Origin of the sequence: Cytobacillus massiliigabonensis, from assembly GCF_900199725.1 — a bacterium.
In the GTDB taxonomy this organism is placed as follows: Bacteria; Bacillota; Bacilli; order Bacillales; family Cytobacillaceae; genus Cytobacillus; species Cytobacillus massiliigabonensis.
Window position 1 is genome coordinate 725,850 of sequence record NZ_LT904903.1, and the last position, 18,094, is coordinate 743,943.

An 18,094-nucleotide genomic window follows, 5' to 3' on the forward strand; every position below is an offset into this window, starting at 1 on the left:
GTAAAAAGTCCTTCATCAAGGTTATGAAGTCTCGATCATGTCCGGATAGCTTGTAAAAAGTCCCTCATCAAGGTTATGAAAGTCCAATCATGTCCGGTTAGCTTGTAAAGAGTTCTTTATCAAGGAAATGAAAGCCCGAATTCGGTGGGATAGCTTGAAAAGAGTCCATCATCAAGGTTATGAAGGCCAATTCATGTTCGAATACTAGTAAAAAGTCCTTCATCAAGGTTATGAAGTCCCGATCATGTCCGGATAGCTTGTAAAAAGTCCTTCATCAAGGTTATGAAGTCTCGATCATGTCCGGATAGCTTGTAAAAAGTCCTTTTATCAAGGTTATGAAGTCCCGATCATGTCCGGTTAGCCTGTAAAGAGTCTTTCATCAAGGGAATGAAAGCATGTAGATCATCATAGCAAATAAAGAATAATCCATTCTAGTTTAGTATAAATTACCTCTTACACGTCTATTTTAAAAAAGAAAAATATCAAATTGTAAAACATTTACTCGATTGCTATCATATTAAGCTGCATGGTAATTATGCTTTATAAATAAAAAATAGCATGTGAAATTTTTTAAGATTTCACATGCTATATAATGAGTTTTTATATTAATTTCTCAAATTTCACTCGTTTGTTTAATGCATACATTAATGGAATTCCTACGGCCATGACAACAAACTCACCAATGGCAGTTGTGACCCAAGTAAATCCGAATGGCAGCCCGAAAGCTAAGTTAAGTTCAAGCGCGATGATCCACATCATAAAAGTAAAGACGACAGTATTTACAACCATTCGAACCCAGATGTTCTTAATATAACGGCAGCAAACAATCGTGATTAATAATGAAATTAACGAATGTCCGACTCCGAAAATAAGATCATATGCTTTCATTGGTGAAAATAACAAATTGGTCAAAAATACACCTAGAATCATTCCGTAAATATATTTCTTATTGAAGACCACTAGATGATTGAACATTTCGGATACCCGAAATTGGACTGCCGTAAACCCAAAGGGCTGGATGAGCATGGAAACAGCAATATATAAAGCTGCTAAAATTCCATTACCTACAATTGTTTTCACATTCATAATCTATTCTCTCCTTAGTTTTTTTTCGTGGGAGGTTCTCGAACCACGTGAGCATCGCTCAAAGAATTTAATTTTACTGTAAAGGAACTAATTTGTCAATTTACTAAAATAGCAGGGTTTTTCTACAACTTCCTACAAAAGACCCTTTCGCTTGACATTTCAGTAAATAAGTATTATTTTAAATATAATGAAAATTCAATATGAGCGGATGACTTTTGTGGGAGAGTGCATTGCTATAGGCCACCGAAGGGGCAAGTTCCGAAAAGACCCTTGGAACAAATCTCTCAGGTAGAAGAACCACAATTAGGACGCATCTCTGGAGAGCTCGTATACATTTGTACGGCACCAAAGGGGACCCATTAATGGGATGAAACTCTCAGGTACAAAGGACAGGGAAGGGTAGAGATTACTACACCTTTTCTGTCCTTTTTTATAGTATAAGCGTTTAGTAATTAAATGAATTTTCCTTACGAATGCAGCATGAGGGAGGAGATGTAGAGATGACTAGGAAAAGAATGACGTTATCCAATCTGATTAGAAATAATAAAGAAGAGCTTTTAAGGGATCGTGAACAGCTTGAGAAAATTGAAAAACGGATTGATGACAAATATATGAAAAGAAAAAAAGAAGCTAAGGCAATTTAGGTAACTTCCTAACAATCATTCAATAAAAATTCAAACTCAAGAATAATAATTTTGTTGACAATATAACAGCAGGTTGATTACAATAATAGTAATCAATCAAATAGTAACTCCTAAAGGGGAGTAGCTTTTACAGCAAAGTCGTCATTTCAGAGTGATTAACTCTCGGCTTTGTTGGCAACATACACGTTGTTAGCAAGACCTTTACCAATTTTAGGTAAGGGTCTTTATTGTTTTTTTAGGGCCTTTACCATTGTGGTAAAGGCTTTTTCTGTTTTTGACAAAGCCTCTTCCACTTACTTATTTGATTAAATATCTATTTTGGAAGGATGATGTTTTCATGGAACTAGCAATTTTACTAGAATACGGTGGAGTATTATTATTATTAATTGCGCTGGAGGGGCTTTTGGCAGCAGATAATGCATTGGTTTTAGCGATTATGGTTAAGCACCTGCCGGAAGAGGAACGAAGGAAAGCATTATTTTATGGGCTTGCAGGCGCATTTGTCTTTCGATTTGGTTCCTTATTTGCCATTTCATTCCTCGTTGATGTTTGGCAAGTTCAAGCGATCGGAGCGCTTTACTTGCTGTTTATTGCCGTCAATCATATTTTTAGAAAAGTAATAATCAAAAAAGGAGAAGAAAAGGCAACCATTGAGAAGGGAAAGAAAAAAGCAGGTTTTTGGATGACAGTTTTTAAGGTGGAATTAGCGGATATCGCCTTTGCGGTTGATTCTATACTTGCAGCAGTCGCATTAGCCATTGCTCTTCCAGATTCAGGGCTGCCGAATATTGGCGGACTAGATGGAGGAAAGTTTCTAGTCATCTTCGCCGGAGGTTTCATTGGATTAATTATTATGCGCTACGCTGCAAACTTTTTTGTTAAATTACTTCATGCAAGACCGGGCTTGGAAATTGCAGCTTTCCTCATCGTCGGATGGGTTGGGGTGAAATTATCGGTTTATACACTTTCACACCCTGCGTTATCTGTGCTTCCAGAAGGCTTTGCAAAGTCGCCAGAATGGAAAATTACCTTCTATGCAGTATTAATTTTGATTGCGATTGGCGGCTGGTTTTTATCAAAGAAGAAAAAAGAAACTTCTGTTAAAGAATAAAATAGTTTTACAATGTAGCTCCTGATTTTCACAGCCTAGAAAAAACCGGAAAATGGTATAATCAACTTATATAAAAATACCTTTTTCGGTTTTTTTGAAAGATAAGAAAGCATAACTTTGGTGCTAGAGAATTGTCTAGCACAAGCGTCCTATCGCCTATCAAACTTCAGGTACCCTCCCAACGATAAGTCATCAACGGTTCGCTCACGCTCACCGTGTTTCCTTTATCTCAGTTATTAAAAGGCGAGGCGACTGTTTAGCCCCGACAAGCATAAGATGGACTGAGGCGTGGCGTATTTTGCCACAGAGCAGTACATCTTATGACCTCGAGGGGCAAGGAGACGCAGCTAGATTACGGAGACCTTCTGCGTTTGTACGGCGATGATCAAGGCGCATCCGCTTTTCTTATTAGTGAAATAGTTAGGCAGGGGAAAAACATGCAGGCATTAAAAGCGTTATTGTCTTTTATGAGGCCCTATTGGCTGTTTGCTATATTAGGGCCATTTTTTATGTTTGTGGAAGTGGCAATGGATTTGATTCAGCCGACATTGATGCAGCATATTATTGATGATGGAATAGCCAATAATAACACTGGTTATACAGTCAAAATGGGTCTTTTCATGGTTGGAGCAGCAATCATCGGTCTTGCGGGAGGAATAGGATGCTCGATATATAGCACGAGGGCTGCTGTTCATTTTGCTGCAGACATGAGAAGGGATGTTTTTCAAAGGATTGAGCAGTTTTCAAGCAGAAATATTGATGCATTTGGCACAGGAAAGCTAATCACCATTGTCACCAATGATATTTCGTCTCTGCAAAGAGCGGTTATGATGACCCTGAAAATTTTTGTGAGAGGCCCGCTTCTTTTTATCGGCAGTATTATTATTGTCTTTTTTACAGCGCGGGAGCTATTTCCGATTCTTGCAGCTGTTGTTCCAATCCTAATCTTCGTTATTATTCTATTTACGAAGAAGTCAGGTGCCTTATTTAAAAAGGTACAGGAAGCCATTGATAAAGTAAATACGAGATTGCAAGAAAATCTGGCAGGGATGAGAGTAGTAAAAGCATTTGGCAGACAGGCATTTGAGAAGCAAAAGTTTGCCAATGCAAATAATGAGCTGACGAGGGTGAATATTTCTGCGGAGCAGTTAATAGCTTTATTAATGCCGATTTTGCTCTTTTTAGTCAATATGGGAATCATTGCAGCTCTTTGGATGGGTGTCATAAAAGTAAATAATGGCTCCATTCAGGTAGGTGTCATTCTCGCGTTTATTAACTATTTAAATATTATTTTGAATGGCTTAATGTCAAGCAGTAATGTGCTCATGCAAATTACGAGAGCCTTTCCATCTGCAGAAAGGGTTCAAGAGGTGCTTGGCATGGAATTAGACATTAAAGAGCCAAGTGATCCGTATGCTCCTGAAAAAATTGCCGGAGATGTTGAGTTCCGCCATGTGAGTTACAGCTATAGCAAAAATGGAGAATACGTATTAAAGAACATTTCATTCCAGGTGAGTAATGGACAAACATTGGGCATAATCGGGTCAACGGGAAGCGGCAAGTCCACGCTGACAAAGCTTATTCCAAGGCTTTATGATGTAGACAAAGGCAGTATTCTGATTGATGGAAAGGACATTAAAACATATAAGCTGCAGACTCTTCGAGAGGCAATCGGTGTTGTTTCGCAAAAAGCGATTTTATTTTCCGGAAGTATAGAAGAGAATTTGCATTATGGAAAGGAACATGCAAAAGCAGAAGAATTAAATCAAGCAGCTGAGAATGCCTGTGCAAGAGAGTTTATAAAGAAACTTGATGATGGCTATAACCATTCATTAACACAAGGCGCAACGAATCTTTCGGGAGGGCAAAAACAAAGACTCTCTATTGCAAGGGCGTTTATTAGGAAGCCATCTATTTTGATTCTTGATGATTCTACCTCAGCAGTTGATGCAGTCTCGGAGTCTGCCATTCAGAGCGCATTAAAGCAAGAATATGCAGAGTCGACCAAGATCATTATTTCATCAAAAATCTCTTCAATAAAAGACGCAGATCAAATCATTGTTATAGATGATGGAGAGATTGCAGGAATGGGCACCCATCAGGAGCTTCTTGCATCAAATATGATTTATCGGGAAATTTTTGTAACGCAAGGAGGGGTGCTTAGTGAGTATGCAAAAAGGTAGCACTGCTCAAACAGAGAAATCGATTCGGTTTGGCAATGGTCCTGGAAGAATGAGCGGGCCAATCGTAAAGCCGAAGGACAGAAAAGGAACAATTAAAAGAATCTGGCAATATATGAAGAAACAAAAAACAGCGATGATTCTCGCGATAACGATGGTTCTCATTTCAACTGTGCTCGGGCTGCTGGGACCGCTGCTAATCGGGTTTATTATTGATCATTATATTATGCCAAAAGATATTAGCGGAACAATTCGTATGGCGGGACTGCTTGGAGTTGTTTATTTAGCTGCATCTCTGTTTACATGGCTCCAAACGTACATAATGGTCAATGTTTCTTTAAAAACGATTCAAATGCTAAGGCAGGATTTATTTAATCACTTTCAGGCACTTTCATTGAAGTTTTTCGATAAGCGGGCTTACGGGGAATTAATGAGCCGGGTGACCAATGATATCGAGAATTTGAATAGTGCGTTGAGCCAAAGTGTCATTCAGATTTTTTCCTCTGTGCTGACTGTTGCTGGTGTGATGATTGCGATGCTGACGCTTAATTGGATGCTTGCACTTGTAACGCTGCTAGTCATTCCGCTGATGTTTTTTGCAACGAATAAAATTATTACATTCAGCAGCAGTAATTTTATTAAAAGGCAGCGAGATCTTGGGGATATGAATGGGACGGTAGAGGAATCAATCTCCGGTATTGAAGTCATTACTTTATTCGGGAAAGAAAAGGAAGTCTACAATAAATTTTCAGATGCAAATGAAAGATTGCGAAATTCTGCTATGATGGCTGATATTTCTTCGGGATTTCTAGGACCTGTCAATAACTTTATAAACAATCTAGGGCTAGGAATCGTAATTGCTGCAGGTGCATTGATGGCGATAAGCGGGATGACAACTATTGGGGTTCTTGCGTCATTTGTAACGTTTTCTCGGCAATTTTATAGACCGATCAATCAAATGTCTAACCTAATTAATACGTTTCAATCGGCAATTGCAGGTGCTGAACGCGTATTTGAAATAATGGATGAAATTCCTGATCTTAAGGACAGTGAACAGGCGATTGAAGCTGGCTCATTTAAAGGAGATGTAGCATTTTCAGGTGTTTCCTTTGGCTATGGAGGTCAAAAAAGTATTCTAAAAAATATCAGTCTTGAGGCTAAAGCTGGTCAAACAATTGCGCTAGTCGGTCCAACTGGCTCAGGCAAAACAACAATCATTAATCTTTTGTCACGTTTTTATGATGTGGAAACTGGTGAAATTTGCATTGATGGCAGAAATATTAAAGACTACAAAATTCAGTCCTTGCGTTCAAAGATAGGAATTGTCCTGCAGGATACGTATTTATTCTCAGGACCGATTATGGAAAATATCCGTTATGGAAGGCTTGATGCTGCCGATGAAGAAGTGATTCACGCGGCAAAGCTAGCGTCAGCACATGGGTTTATTAAACATTTGCCCGCTCGCTATGAAACTAGAATCGAATCTGGCGGAACAAATTTAAGCCAGGGGCAAAAGCAGCTAATAGCCATCGCAAGAGCGATTTTAGCAGATTCAGATATTTTAATATTGGATGAGGCGACATCAAGTATTGATACAAGGACAGAAATTGAAATTCAAAAAGGCATTAGTGCGCTCACGAAAGGAAAAACTAGCTTCATCATCGCCCATCGGTTAAAAACGGTAGAAAATGCAGATATGATACTCGTTATCCGTGATGGGGAGATTGTGGAGAAGGGAAATCACGAGGAACTATTAGCCCTGCACGGATTTTATTATGATATGTACAAGCTTCAGTTTGAAAACTAAAGAATAGAGGGACTGTTCTTCAATGAAGAGCGGTCCTTTTTGGGGATTGACCGGAAAATTAGTGAATTTGACCGAAAAAATGAAAATCTGACCGGAATATGAAAGGAAGTGACCGAATAAATCAAAATCTGACTGAAATAAGGGTGAAAGTGATGAAATAAAACAGAAAAAAGAAATATAGGTTCATATTTGCCTGACCTAAAGCCGATAATTCATTAAAAACCTCATAAATTCCTTTTGCATGGAATGATTATATTTCATAATCGCATAAGTATGGGCTTCTGGCAGTGTAATAGTACTGCAGGGAACTTCCAGCAGCCACCCTTCTATTAATTCCCGTCTGACTGTTGAAACTGGCAAGAAAGAAACGCCCAATCCTTCAACGATAAATCTTTTAGTAATATGAATTTGAGAGACCTTCATCATTTTCACGGATGGGAACTTGTATTTTACTTCACGGCTTAGAATCTCCCAGTAGACGGGATGATTATCTGTTAGCAGATAATTTTTCAACAGCACTTCTTCTTCATCCAATGGTGGAGCGGATTCCGCATCCAATCCATCATGCTGGGCAATTAATTTCACTTCATCCTTAAACAAAACTTCGCAATATAATTCTGGATTCGTGCTATGAAGACAGGAAAGCCCAATATCAATTTCGTCATTTAGCACAGCTTTTTCAATATCTAGGGATTCAAGAACCATTACTGAAATCTCTACATGAGGATGGATAGTCATATATTTTTTTAGAACAAACGGAAGGATGGTATCAGCGATCAATGGAGAGATAGCGAGCGATAGCTTTGAAGTATACCCCTGACTAAAGGATTGCAAATCCTCTATCCCCCTTTGGTATATCTCTATCAATTTTTCTGCATGTGGAATGTATCTCCTGCCCTCCTCTGTTAGTTTCATTTTTCTGCCTTCTCTTTCAAATAGCTGAACACCTAATTCTTTCTCGAGATTTTGAATATGAACGGTTACAGAAGGCTGTGAAATATATAATAATTCTGCTGTTCTTCTAAAATTGCCATTTTTAGCGGCAACTAAAAATGTATTGATCCAGCTAAACTCCAACCGCTAACCCTCCTTTTGATTAAAAAAATAAATCAAAATATTTAAAAACATTTAATTTTTTTAATTATATTTATTTTATATAATTTACCTAAATAAGGAAAGGAGAAATGAAAAATGATCCATTACGGTTTAAAAGGTATAATTGCAGCTGAAACAAAGATTAGCCATGTGGACGGAGAAAAGGGACAGCTGATTTACCGGGGATATGAAATTGGGGAGATCACAGAAACCTATTCCTTTGAGGAAACAGCGTATCTTCTTTGGAATGCGGAGTTTCCTACAGATAGGCAGCTAAGTGAATTAAAAGCTTCATTAATAGATAACCGAGAACTTCCTAGCTATATGATTGACTTAATTAGAAGCTTGCCCGCTGACATGAATATGATGAGTGTGTTGAGAACGGTGATTTCTGCTGAAGGAAGAAGTGACTATAGCTGGAAGCCGACCATTGAACAGGCAATAAGAATAACAGCCATGGCCCCAGCAATCATTGCCTATCGAAAAAGACATCTAGAAGGAAAAACATTTATCCCGCCAAAGCCTGAACTAAATCATGTAGAGAACTATCTTTACATGCTAAATGGAGAAGTTCCTCTGAAAGCTCATGTTCATGCACTGGAAACATATATGATTTTAACGATGGAGCATGGGATGAATGCCTCTACATTCTCGGCAAGAGTAACGGCATCTACTGAGTCTGATTTAGTTTCAGCGATTACCTCTGCAATTGGGACGATGAAGGGGCCGCTTCATGGAGGCGCACCATCTGAAGTAATCTCTCTTTTAAATGAAGTACATGAACAGGGCGATGCAGAAACGGTTATTAGAAATAAATTAAATCGTGGAGAAAAGCTGATGGGATTTGGACATCGAATTTATAAAACAGTTGATCCTAGATCTGTTGCTTTGAAATCGAAACTCCTGGCATTTTCAGGTGAAGATGAGTGGCTTGATCTCTCTATGAAAGTAGAAAAGCTGGGCGTGCAAATTCTTGAAGAGGTAAAGCCAGGCAGGTCACTTTATACAAATGTAGAATTTTATGCAGCAGCGATTATGAAAGCTGTTAAAATGGAAAAGGAATTATTCACCCCAACCTTCACGGCAAGCCGAATAGTCGGCTGGAGCGCCCATATTTTAGAACAAGCAGAAAACAATGTTATCTTTCGGCCGCAATCAAAATATATTGGTCCAGTTTATAAGAAAGAAGAGTTAATATAAGTGTCGGAGAAAACCTACTTATGATAAAATTTGTCTTGTATATTTAGAATTTTTAGACAATCAGGAGTGATTTCATGCAAGCGTTGTTTCAGTATAATTGGTTGATAAGGGAAGATTGGTATCAATGGTGTGAAGATGTTGCAGAGGAGGAGCTTCTTTTAGCCCGAACGGGTGGGGTAGGAGGGATCCTGCATACACTTTTTCACATCATTGATGTTGAATGGAGCTGGATTCGCCTTCTTCAAGGCAAGCCTGATTTTCAGGAAAGCTTTGAAGAGTATAACAGTTTGCAAAAGGTAAGAGGGCTTGATGCAAAATTCCGCGTGGAAGTAGAAGAATTTGTGAGAAATTGGGATGTAGGCATGGAAAGCAATCTCCTCCATGATTCTTTTCCAGATGGGCGAACGGAAATCTTTACCTGGGGTGAAGTGATGCGTCATGTTATAGCTCACGAAATTCATCATATCGGCCAAATTTCTGTCTGGGCGAGAGAAATCGGGAAGAAACCAATCTCTGCAAATTTTATTAGAAGAGGAATTATCCCTTTGCCTGAACAAAATAAGTAATAATAATATTGAATCGACTGTTGAGGATAAACAGTCGATTTTTTGTCATATAAGTTTGAAAATTGCGTTATATACAGTCGGTATAATTGGTAATATATGTATCAAGGGGGTGGGGGCGGTGAAATTAGAAAGGAAGCAAAATAAGAGCAGAATGGCTGCAGGAATAGGTGTGTTATTCTTTCTTATCTGTTTTAGCTGGTATATTTGGGGGCAAAAGGAAGAAAATCCGGTTGTGATGCTAAAGCCAGAGGAAATGCAGGAGGACTTTCAATTTTTAATAGATGAAATCCTAGCAAAGCACCCAGATCCAGCAAGAAATATGACAAAGGAAGTTTGGGATAAGCGGATTGCTGAAATAAAAAATGAACTGGATTCAGAAAAAAGCACTTCAGATTTTTATTTTATCCTTCAAGAGTTTGTCGCGGAAATGGAAGATGCCCATACTGGTCTAGTGATGCTAGATGATCGAAAAAGACTGCCATTACTTCTTGATTGGACGGAAGAGGGGTGGACAGTTTTGGAAAGTGGATATGGGGTTGAAAAAGGGGATCTCATTGTCCGCTTAGGCGGAATGGAAGTTGATGAAATTGTTAAGGATTTAGGAAAATTCGTTTCGGCGGAAAACCCTTACTGGAAAAGGTTTCGAGCGAATTTTTTAATTAAAGATGAATATTATTTGAAGAAGCTCTCGTTGATTAAACATAATCATGTAGTAGTAACTGTAGAAAACATTCAGGGAAAAAAAAGGAAGGTAAGAATTCCCCTTGTAAATAAAGATGTAGCAGATGTGCAAATAAGTGATGCAGAGGATAACTGGTATAGTTCGTATAAACGGTTCAACGATTCAAATACATTTGGCTGGTCCTTAGACCACGAAAATGATCTTGGATACTATTATTTACATGCATGTGATGATACAAGGGAGTACCGGAAAAGTGTAAGTCTCTTTTTTAAAGAAGTTAAAAGGGATGGAATAGAGAATATTGTTATTGATTTACGGAAAAATCCAGGGGGGGATTCTGCAGTTATTGATGCCTTTATAAATCATATACATTCTTCAAAGATTAATAATTTCTCGAATTTTACAGGAAACACTTTTGTACTTATAAGTAATAATACATTTAGTTCAGCTAATATGTTTGCGAGTGTCATACAAGACAATAATATCGGTATACTTGTTGGTGAACCTACAGGAAATGCACCTTCTTCATTTGGAGAAGGGTACGGTACAGTCCTTCCAAATAGTCAGATAAAATTGTCTTTATCAACAAAAGAATTTATCCTTTCCACGACCTACAAAGAAGCGATTTATCCAGACTATTTAGTCCCTAAAACAAGGGAATCAATTGTTTCAAATAAAGATATTCAGTTAGAGAAAGTAATTGAACTGATCAAGGAAAATTAGGCAGAAGAGTTTGGATCAAAATGTTCCATTAGCAATGAGGAGTGTTCTTTTATTATAATATAATTAAAATCTACACTAGGAGGTGATCGAATTGGCGATAAGATGGCCAGATTCTGCAGCATCTCATGCAAAGCCTAATTTTGGAAAGGCGATACTTTGCATGGGGTAGACTTTGAATTCAAAAATCGCCCAAGTACGCTTTTCTAATTCATTTGGCTTTGCACCTTATTTTGAAAAAAATAAATGAGGGGCTAACCAGAAATGAAAAATGTAAAAGCAAACGCAATTTTACCTGAAAGTTTAATTATAGAAATACAAAAATATATTCAAGGTGAGACGATTTATATTCCGAAAAAGAAAGCATCCCATCGTAAATGGGGAACGCGTTCTGGTACGAGAAAGGCCATTGATGAAAGAAATTCTGCCATTAGAACTGCGTTTAAAGGTGGAATACCCATTGATCAATTAGCTGAAGAATATTATCTTTCATCCGAAACAATAAAAAAAATTGTATACTCTAAATGAAGCACTGATATCCTATCATCAGTGCTTTTTTCTATGGCGTTTTTATTTCCTAATCAATTTTTCCATTGAATGCTTGTTGTGTACCTTTTAAAGTTAAATAGAAATATGTTTTTGAACAGGAGTGGAAAAGAATGGAGCCCTTCATTAGAAGTGATCAATTTAACTATATTAAAAATCAATTACAAATACTCATTAATGGATTTACGACCGTCAATGATAAAGGGGTTCTTAAGGCATTGAAAACCCTCACTGATGAAAAGATAATCCATTTGTTCGATGATCTTAGTGAAGAGCAAAGACAAGTATTCAATCCGATCGTTGAAATTAGAGAGAAAGAGCAAGCAGAGGTATTTTTATCACAACTAAATCAGTATGTGATCCCTTTTAAAGATATGAGTGAACAATCAATAAAAAAGTTATTTCCTAAGGCTAAGAAGTTAAAAGTACCTCCGATAGATCAGATGGATCGAAAGGAAATATCTTATATTGGATGGAATGATACAGGCTCAACTAAAAAGTATATCGTAGCCGTGCAAAACGAGAAAATCGTTGGACTTCATGGTTCTTTTAAAAATATTAGCAAAAAAGGCATATGCGCGATTTGTCATGGCCACGAAGAATTAGGCATGTTTATTATGGAAACAAAGGGCTCAGAGCAAGGAACATATATAAGAAGAGGAAACTATATTTGCCAAGATAGTCAAAAATGCAATCAAAATATTAAATCGCTAGACAAGTTAGAGGATTTTATCAAAGGGATGAAAGGTTAAATAAGTTAAATGATTCTTTCGTTTACTAGGAAGGTATTGTCTTTTAGTGATTAAAACAAGGGAACTTCACATTATAGAAGTTCCCTTGTTTAATAAAGCCTCTACTATTTTTATATTTTGCTGAAAAACCTCTGATGAACCCCAATTACTATACTTAGCAGGAATTTTAATTTCTTCAATCGGGTGACCTTCTCTAACTAGGGCAGTTAAATCAGATATATAATGGATGACCTTTAGGATATCCTCTTTTGTACCTGCTGAACCGTGTCCCGGAACTGCCACATCAAATTCCATAAAATCAACCTTTTTTAATATATTGATCCAATGAGCAAGATCCGTTTCCTCAAAAAAGGTCGGATGACAATTTACAAATAATAGATCTCCCATAAATATTACTTTCTCATCTGGAATGTATAGCATTGCATCACATAAAGAATGTCCCCCGCCTAATGTGAAAAGTGTTGCACTCTGTTTTTGTCCGTGAAAAGTTATTTCATCAATAAACGTTTGGTTAGGTAAAGATAATTCCAGAGTAGGCAAAGAGCTTTTTAGTTCGCTTAAGAAATTAATTTGATATTGTAATTGAGTCTCTGTGTTTTGAATAAAATGGTCCTTTAATGATTGGATGTAATTTGTAAGTCCATCTATATCATTTTTCTGGGCAGCAATCCTTGAAGGGTAAATGTCTTTCATTTTTGTGTATGTGGATTCGCTTGAAATAATAATCCGATCTTTAAATGTTTGGTTCCCTCTAATATGGTCACCATGCCAATGACTATTAATTACCCATGTAACAGGGTGATTTGTGATTGATTCCGCAAGGTGCTTTAAATCTTGTGACGCTTGTTGTGTATTAAATGTATCAAAAACGATCACTTTTTCTCCTAAATCCACAAACCCTGCATTTGCTGCAGCTCCTCCGCCTTCTTTTGCTATTGCAGCATAAACATTAGCTCTCAACTTTTCAAGTTTAAAGTGTTTGCTTTGGAAAATTCCATTCATTTCAATTCCCTCCCTTACGATATGGCCTATTTTGAATCGACAGCTAATTTCTGACATGGATCCATGTTAATTATTCGTTAAATTCTGACAATAGAAGTTTAGCATGGGTTGTTTTTATTGTGAATAAGCAACTTTCTTTAGAAAAAAACGTCTATTTATTAAACAGGAGGAATCAATGTGAAAAAATGGATATTTGTTACTTTTTGCATACCGCTATTTACTCTCACAGGCTGTTCGAACGGTGTTTTTTTTTCATCTAAACCTCCGGAAGTCTTCATTGAAGTTGCTAAAGAGGAATATGATACAAAACTAGGCACATACTGCTGGGGAAATTCGTGCGTCGACACGGCTGGACCAGTGGAAATGTTAGAGGGAGAAGTGCCTGTTAAAGTAAAACCTGGTGAGAGGATAAAACTTGTAATGGATTACAAACCATTGCCAAATAGTATTCATCTCCTGCAAATAAATGAGGAATTGGAAGAAGTAGAGGTTTTTGTTGAGGATTATGGGTTTACAGCGCCTGCGCAAAAGGGGATATATTATTATTCATATGGGGTATGGTGGATGGATGAGAAGCAAGAAAATGTATCCAATGGCGATGCTTTTTATGCATTTGCTTTGGAGGTTGAATAGGAGAAGAAAGATGAAATCTATTTGTGAAAAAATCATCTTATTTCTTTTGTGTTTCATTTATACAGGTCCATTATCTGTTCAAGCATTGGACTGGGCATATCCTTTTGTTGTATGGAACGGAAATGTATATGAAGTAACTGATGAAAAGGTAGGTGATATCGGAGACGTCATAGGAAAAGTGAGAAGAGGCACGAACGATATGACCGGAGAATATTTTGGCGATGCATCAAATATGTATCCAAAAGGCACGAAGTATTATGAAGTTACAGGCATTTCCCCAAAAATAGCCATCGCTGTTGAAGTAGGAGAAAATGTATGGCATAAAGCAGTATTTATTCATAAAGCACCAAATTATTGGATGGAGAATGTCATTATCGTTCTGTTCTTTGTTGTATTGATTGTTGGAGCAATTATAATAATGCTCCGAATAAATAAAAAGAAAACTTAAAGGGCAATGCCTATCAAAAGCATTGCCTTTTTACATTTCCTATTATGGCAAGATTGCAAAAGACCTAACAGGAAATCCAGAGGCTTTTTCCGGTTTTGGGACAATATTAAAGATGACTGCACCTTTTGCAGGTACTTTGTCTAAGTTTGCTAATAATTCTATTTGATACGTATCCTGCTCAAGAATGTAATATTCTGCTAAAAGTTTTCCGTTTCTTTGAAAGTCTATGCTTGAATCAGTATCAAATGTTTCATGACCAACAGCTTTGATATTTCTTTCCTCTATTAAGAATCGGAGTGCATCGACTGACCAGCCAGGGGCATGATTTTGGCCTTCGGCATCTTTATTTTCGAATGCTTCTTTATCTGGCCAGCGTTTGCTCCAATCTGTACGGAGGGCTACAAATGAACCTTCCTCGATCTTTCCGTGCACCTCTTCAAAATCATAAATATCATCGACAGTTAAAGTAAAGTCGTTATTTAAAGCAGCTTCCTTTGATCGATCAATGACAACAAGCGGCAGAACCAATTCTTTTAATCCCAATTCATCTAGATACCTTGTATTCCGGACGAAATGAATCGGTGCATCTATATGTGTCCCGTACTGTCCAGCAAATTTAAAGCTTTGTGCGAAAAAACCATCATCATGATTAAATAATGTCTGAAATTCAGCCGAATCAAAGGCTGAAAAATGTGGGGAGCTAGGACCGAATGTGTGGGTTAAATCAACCCATTCTTTTTTCTTAAGCAGCAGAATGGCTTGGTGCAGTTCGTTTGTTACTTTAGTTAACTCATTTGACATACAGATCACCTCATTAAATTTGTATTAAGGGGTTTTTTATGTAAAATTACAAAAACCCCTTCTTTAAACAAGAAGAGGTTTGGCTTTCACGCTTACGGCTCTTCTTATCTTCAAGCATGACGCTTCTGGAATTAGCACAGTACATTCTAGTCTGTTGCTGAGGTATCAATGGGCCAGTCCCTCCACCTCTCTGGATAAGAAAAATGCATATTTATTTATAAATACCCTACATCTAACAATTAATAATGTCAAGCAAAAAATAGAATCTTCCGAATAGATAAAAAGTAGGATAAAAGTAGGAATTTGTCGATTTTTTATACCTAAGGGTTATAATAAATATAATCTATTTTTGTGAGGATAAGTATGAAAAAACAGAATATCAATACTTGGCTGCTTCATGAAGAGAAGCGTGCACTAAAAGTTTATTTATTAACCTTTTATATAACCTTAGTTTTATATGACTTTTTTTACTACTATTTGTATCCAAAGTATATTATGCATTCAGCTCCAGGATTAAATATCCCATTCGGCTATTGGAATTATGTGGTTATCTTTGGGTTAATCCCTGTTGCCTATTATTTAGTTAGGATGGAAAAGCAGCAAGCAATTAAGTATATTTACATTTTTGTTTATATGATACTTACAGCAATAAGTGATATTATTATGTATTCAGCTGAATATGGCGTGTATCGAAGCGGGAATGCTGCTGAGCTAATTCTCATTTTATTTTCGCCCATTTTTATTAATAAATGTTTCTATTGGATTGTTACTGTCGTTTCTATTTTAAGGTATTTAGTTGTTGGCATAGTTATTCATTCATTGGTAGTGGTTATTCCTGTTGCTTTAATTATTACCTTTTCAGTGATTGCCTACATTTTATTAAATCGTTTTTTTTCTTATATTCATGCATTAACCTCTGCAAACGAGGAATTAAGGCATAAGGAAAAGCTTGCATTTATCGGACAGATGGCAACCTCAATTGGGCATGAAATAAGAAATCCCCTTGCTTCATTAAAGGGATTCACTCAGCTTCAAAAAGAAAAATATATTCAGGATCAAAAATATTTCTCAATTATGGAACAGGAAATTGAACGGATAGATTTAATTGTAAATGATCTCTTAGTACTTGGAAAACCCAAATCTACTCAGTTCCAAAAGAGCTGTGTTAAAGATATTATCTCCTATGTGATATCGATAACGAAACAACAGGCTACTGAAAAAAATATTTCGTTTTCAGTAGAAATGGACGATTCGATTCCTCTAATTGAGTGTGTGGAAAATCAGATAAAGCAGGTGTTTATTAACCTTATAAAAAATGGCCTCGATTCAATGAATATTGGTGGAATGTTCAAGATTCTTTTAAAGCATGAATCAAAGAATGAAATCTCGATCAGTTTTATTGATCAAGGGTGTGGCATCGATCAATCAGAGTTGGATAAGCTATTTATTCCATTTTATACAACAAAAGATGATGGAACAGGTCTTGGGCTTATCGTTACGAAAAAAATTATAGAAGACCATCAAGGAGAACTAAAAATTGATAGTGTATTAAATAAGGGGACAACGGTGAAAGTGATATTGCCTATTGTTCAATGATTGATTTATTTATGGAAATAAAATTGTTTGTTAAATCTATTAGGGCTAGCGCACTTTTTTAGTTCATTTTAAGCTGCTGGCATAAATAAAAGAACTGATAATTGTCACCCTATATATGAACAAATAAATATTTGAGGTGACTGGTTAGGATGACTGATAAATCACAGCTTTCGATCCCTATTATTATAAGTATAATCTTTCTTTTGGCGTTCAGCTTCATGGCATTTATTGTTAGTACCAATAAAATTGTTCATTTTGACAGTGTGGTTATTTCTTTTGTTCAAGGAATGGAAAATCCATCCTTAACCGTCGCTATGAAGATTTTTACTTTTATCGGCGACACGAAATCGGTTATTGTTTTAGCGATACTTGTCATTATTTTCTTATACGTAGTTCTTAAACATAGAATAGAATTAATCTTATTTATTACTGCAATTATTGGATCCGCCCTTCTCAATCAACTATTAAAATACACCTTTCAGCGGGCTCGTCCTGAGCTGCACCGGCTGATTGAGATCGAAAGCTACAGTTTTCCGAGCGGGCACGCGATGAATGCCTTTACAGTATATACAGTAATATCTTTTCTTCTGTGGCGGCATATCCCTTCAAGGGCTGGTCGAACAGTATTAATCATTATCAGTGCATTAATGATATTTACTATTGGAATAAGCCGTATTTATTTAGGAGTTCATTATCCGAGTGATATTGTAGCTGGTTATTTTGCAAGCGGATGCTGGCTGGGAATGGCTATTTGGATCTTTCAGAAGTATCAAGACAGTCACAGTAGAAGACTTAGCTATAAAAGCTCGACTAGCAGAGGTTGAAAGTAATAATTAATACAACCAATTTCTGCTAATAATTTTCGAAGGAAACCTTTTACTCTTAATCCACGTCTAATATTGTAGCCAGTAGATTGGAATAAAGAAGGGGTAATAATGATATATCCGACTGTTATATGTAAAAAGGGAAAAGTTCATGGTGTTATGAATGAATCTGCCTGTATTTGCGGAGCACAATATCGAGATGATACGCTAACGAATCGGAAAGAATTATATAGGTCTATTCTTTTTAAAGACATTCATTCAATTAATTGCAGAAAATGTAAATTAGAACTTAAGAAAATCGGGGAGTAATCATTCTCGTTGATTTCTATTCAGACTCTTTGCAGAGAAGCAAAGGGTCTTTTTATTTTAATTGTTAAAGCTGCATGTTGATTATCCTATAT

Annotated in this window: 18 protein-coding genes and 3 riboswitches; of the genes, 14 read left to right on the plus strand and 4 right to left on the minus strand. The window is 36.7% G+C overall.

Translation table 11 applies throughout. The features are described from left to right. Positions 1–600: 600 nt before the first annotated feature. Positions 601–1,086: a QueT transporter family protein gene (locus C1726_RS09605; protein ID WP_102272929.1), complete on the minus strand. Its 486-nt coding sequence runs from the start codon at positions 1,084–1,086 to the stop codon at positions 601–603. An 8-nt stretch (positions 1,087–1,094) separates the two neighbouring features. Further along, positions 1,095–1,139: riboswitch (PreQ1 riboswitch) on the minus strand. A gap of 155 nt (positions 1,140–1,294) precedes the next feature. Further along, positions 1,295–1,396, plus strand: a riboswitch (glycine riboswitch). Between the two features lie 190 nt (positions 1,397–1,586). On the opposite strand from C1726_RS09605, the gene C1726_RS09610 reads away from it, so the two are divergent. The 4 genes from C1726_RS09610 (at position 1,587) to C1726_RS09625 (ending at position 6,828) form a co-directional block, all read left to right on the plus strand. After that, positions 1,587–1,730, plus strand: coding sequence for an FbpB family small basic protein (locus C1726_RS09610; RefSeq protein ID WP_180968154.1), 144 nt, complete (start codon positions 1,587–1,589; stop codon positions 1,728–1,730). A gap of 337 nt (positions 1,731–2,067) precedes the next feature. Beyond that, a complete protein-coding gene (locus C1726_RS09615; protein WP_102272930.1) occupies positions 2,068–2,841 on the plus strand; it encodes a TerC family protein in 774 nt (257 codons plus the stop codon). A gap of 437 nt (positions 2,842–3,278) precedes the next feature. Beyond that, complete coding sequence (locus C1726_RS09620) at positions 3,279–5,024, plus strand: ABC transporter ATP-binding protein (RefSeq protein WP_102272931.1); 1,746 nt, start codon at positions 3,279–3,281, stop codon at positions 5,022–5,024. Further along, positions 5,011–6,828, plus strand: coding sequence for an ABC transporter ATP-binding protein (locus tag C1726_RS09625; protein ID WP_102273255.1), 1,818 nt, complete (start codon positions 5,011–5,013; stop codon positions 6,826–6,828). The genes C1726_RS09620 and C1726_RS09625 overlap by 14 nt, the downstream gene beginning before the upstream one ends. 198 nt (positions 6,829–7,026) lie before the next feature. Here C1726_RS09625 and C1726_RS09630 read toward each other — a convergent pair whose 3' ends face one another. Next, the gene (locus C1726_RS09630) at positions 7,027–7,905 is read right to left on the minus strand and encodes a LysR family transcriptional regulator (protein ID WP_102272932.1); all 879 of its coding nucleotides are present in this window, start codon (positions 7,903–7,905) and stop codon (positions 7,027–7,029) included. A 114-nt stretch (positions 7,906–8,019) separates the two neighbouring features. Here C1726_RS09630 and C1726_RS09635 point away from each other — a divergent pair, with 114 nt between their 5' ends. From C1726_RS09635 to C1726_RS09655, 5 genes are all read left to right on the plus strand, one after another. Then, entirely contained in the window at positions 8,020–9,123 is a 1,104-nt protein-coding gene (locus C1726_RS09635) for a citrate synthase/methylcitrate synthase (RefSeq protein WP_102272933.1), read from the plus strand. A 74-nt stretch (positions 9,124–9,197) separates the two neighbouring features. Beyond that, a complete protein-coding gene (locus tag C1726_RS09640; RefSeq protein WP_102272934.1) occupies positions 9,198–9,689 on the plus strand; it encodes a DinB family protein in 492 nt (163 codons plus the stop codon). 118 nt (positions 9,690–9,807) lie between these two features. Further along, on the plus strand, positions 9,808–11,094 hold the full coding sequence (locus C1726_RS09645) for a S41 family peptidase (protein ID WP_102272935.1): 1,287 nt from the start codon (positions 9,808–9,810) through the stop codon (positions 11,092–11,094). A gap of 261 nt (positions 11,095–11,355) precedes the next feature. Beyond that, positions 11,356–11,619 (plus strand): CD3324 family protein, encoded by a 264-nt coding sequence (locus C1726_RS09650; RefSeq protein WP_102272936.1) that lies wholly within the window; start codon positions 11,356–11,358, stop codon positions 11,617–11,619. A gap of 131 nt (positions 11,620–11,750) precedes the next feature. Further along, positions 11,751–12,389 carry a FusB/FusC family EF-G-binding protein gene (locus C1726_RS09655; RefSeq protein ID WP_102272937.1) on the plus strand — a complete coding sequence of 213 codons (639 nt, stop codon included), beginning with the start codon at positions 11,751–11,753 and terminating at the stop codon, positions 12,387–12,389. Positions 12,390–12,455: 66 nt separating this feature from the next. On the opposite strand, the gene C1726_RS09660 is transcribed toward C1726_RS09655, so the two are convergent. Beyond that, positions 12,456–13,391 carry an MBL fold metallo-hydrolase gene (locus C1726_RS09660; protein ID WP_102272938.1) on the minus strand — a complete coding sequence of 312 codons (936 nt, stop codon included), beginning with the start codon at positions 13,389–13,391 and terminating at the stop codon, positions 12,456–12,458. Between the two features lie 177 nt (positions 13,392–13,568). Between C1726_RS09660 and C1726_RS09665 the strand changes: the two genes are divergently transcribed. Beyond that, entirely contained in the window at positions 13,569–14,024 is a 456-nt protein-coding gene (locus C1726_RS09665) for a hypothetical protein (protein ID WP_180968155.1), read from the plus strand. A gap of 10 nt (positions 14,025–14,034) precedes the next feature. Beyond that, entirely contained in the window at positions 14,035–14,472 is a 438-nt protein-coding gene (locus tag C1726_RS09670; RefSeq protein ID WP_235822738.1) for a hypothetical protein, read from the plus strand. 42 nt (positions 14,473–14,514) lie between these two features. Here C1726_RS09670 and C1726_RS09675 read toward each other — a convergent pair whose 3' ends face one another. Further along, the gene (locus C1726_RS09675) at positions 14,515–15,273 is read right to left on the minus strand and encodes a cyclase family protein (RefSeq protein WP_102272939.1); all 759 of its coding nucleotides are present in this window, start codon (positions 15,271–15,273) and stop codon (positions 14,515–14,517) included. 101 nt (positions 15,274–15,374) lie between these two features. Next, a riboswitch (SAM riboswitch) is annotated at positions 15,375–15,474 on the minus strand. A 162-nt stretch (positions 15,475–15,636) separates the two neighbouring features. Here C1726_RS09675 and C1726_RS09680 point away from each other — a divergent pair. The 3 genes from C1726_RS09680 to C1726_RS09690 all read left to right on the plus strand — a co-directional run bounded on the left by C1726_RS09680 (position 15,637) and on the right by C1726_RS09690 (position 18,002). Continuing rightward, positions 15,637–16,869, plus strand: coding sequence for an ATP-binding protein (locus C1726_RS09680; protein WP_102272940.1), 1,233 nt, complete (start codon positions 15,637–15,639; stop codon positions 16,867–16,869). A gap of 149 nt (positions 16,870–17,018) precedes the next feature. Continuing rightward, positions 17,019–17,693 carry a phosphatase PAP2 family protein gene (locus C1726_RS09685; RefSeq protein ID WP_102272941.1) on the plus strand — a complete coding sequence of 225 codons (675 nt, stop codon included), beginning with the start codon at positions 17,019–17,021 and terminating at the stop codon, positions 17,691–17,693. A gap of 111 nt (positions 17,694–17,804) precedes the next feature. Beyond that, entirely contained in the window at positions 17,805–18,002 is a 198-nt protein-coding gene (locus C1726_RS09690; RefSeq protein WP_102272942.1) for a hypothetical protein, read from the plus strand. The last annotated feature ends 92 nt before the right edge of the window (positions 18,003–18,094 follow it).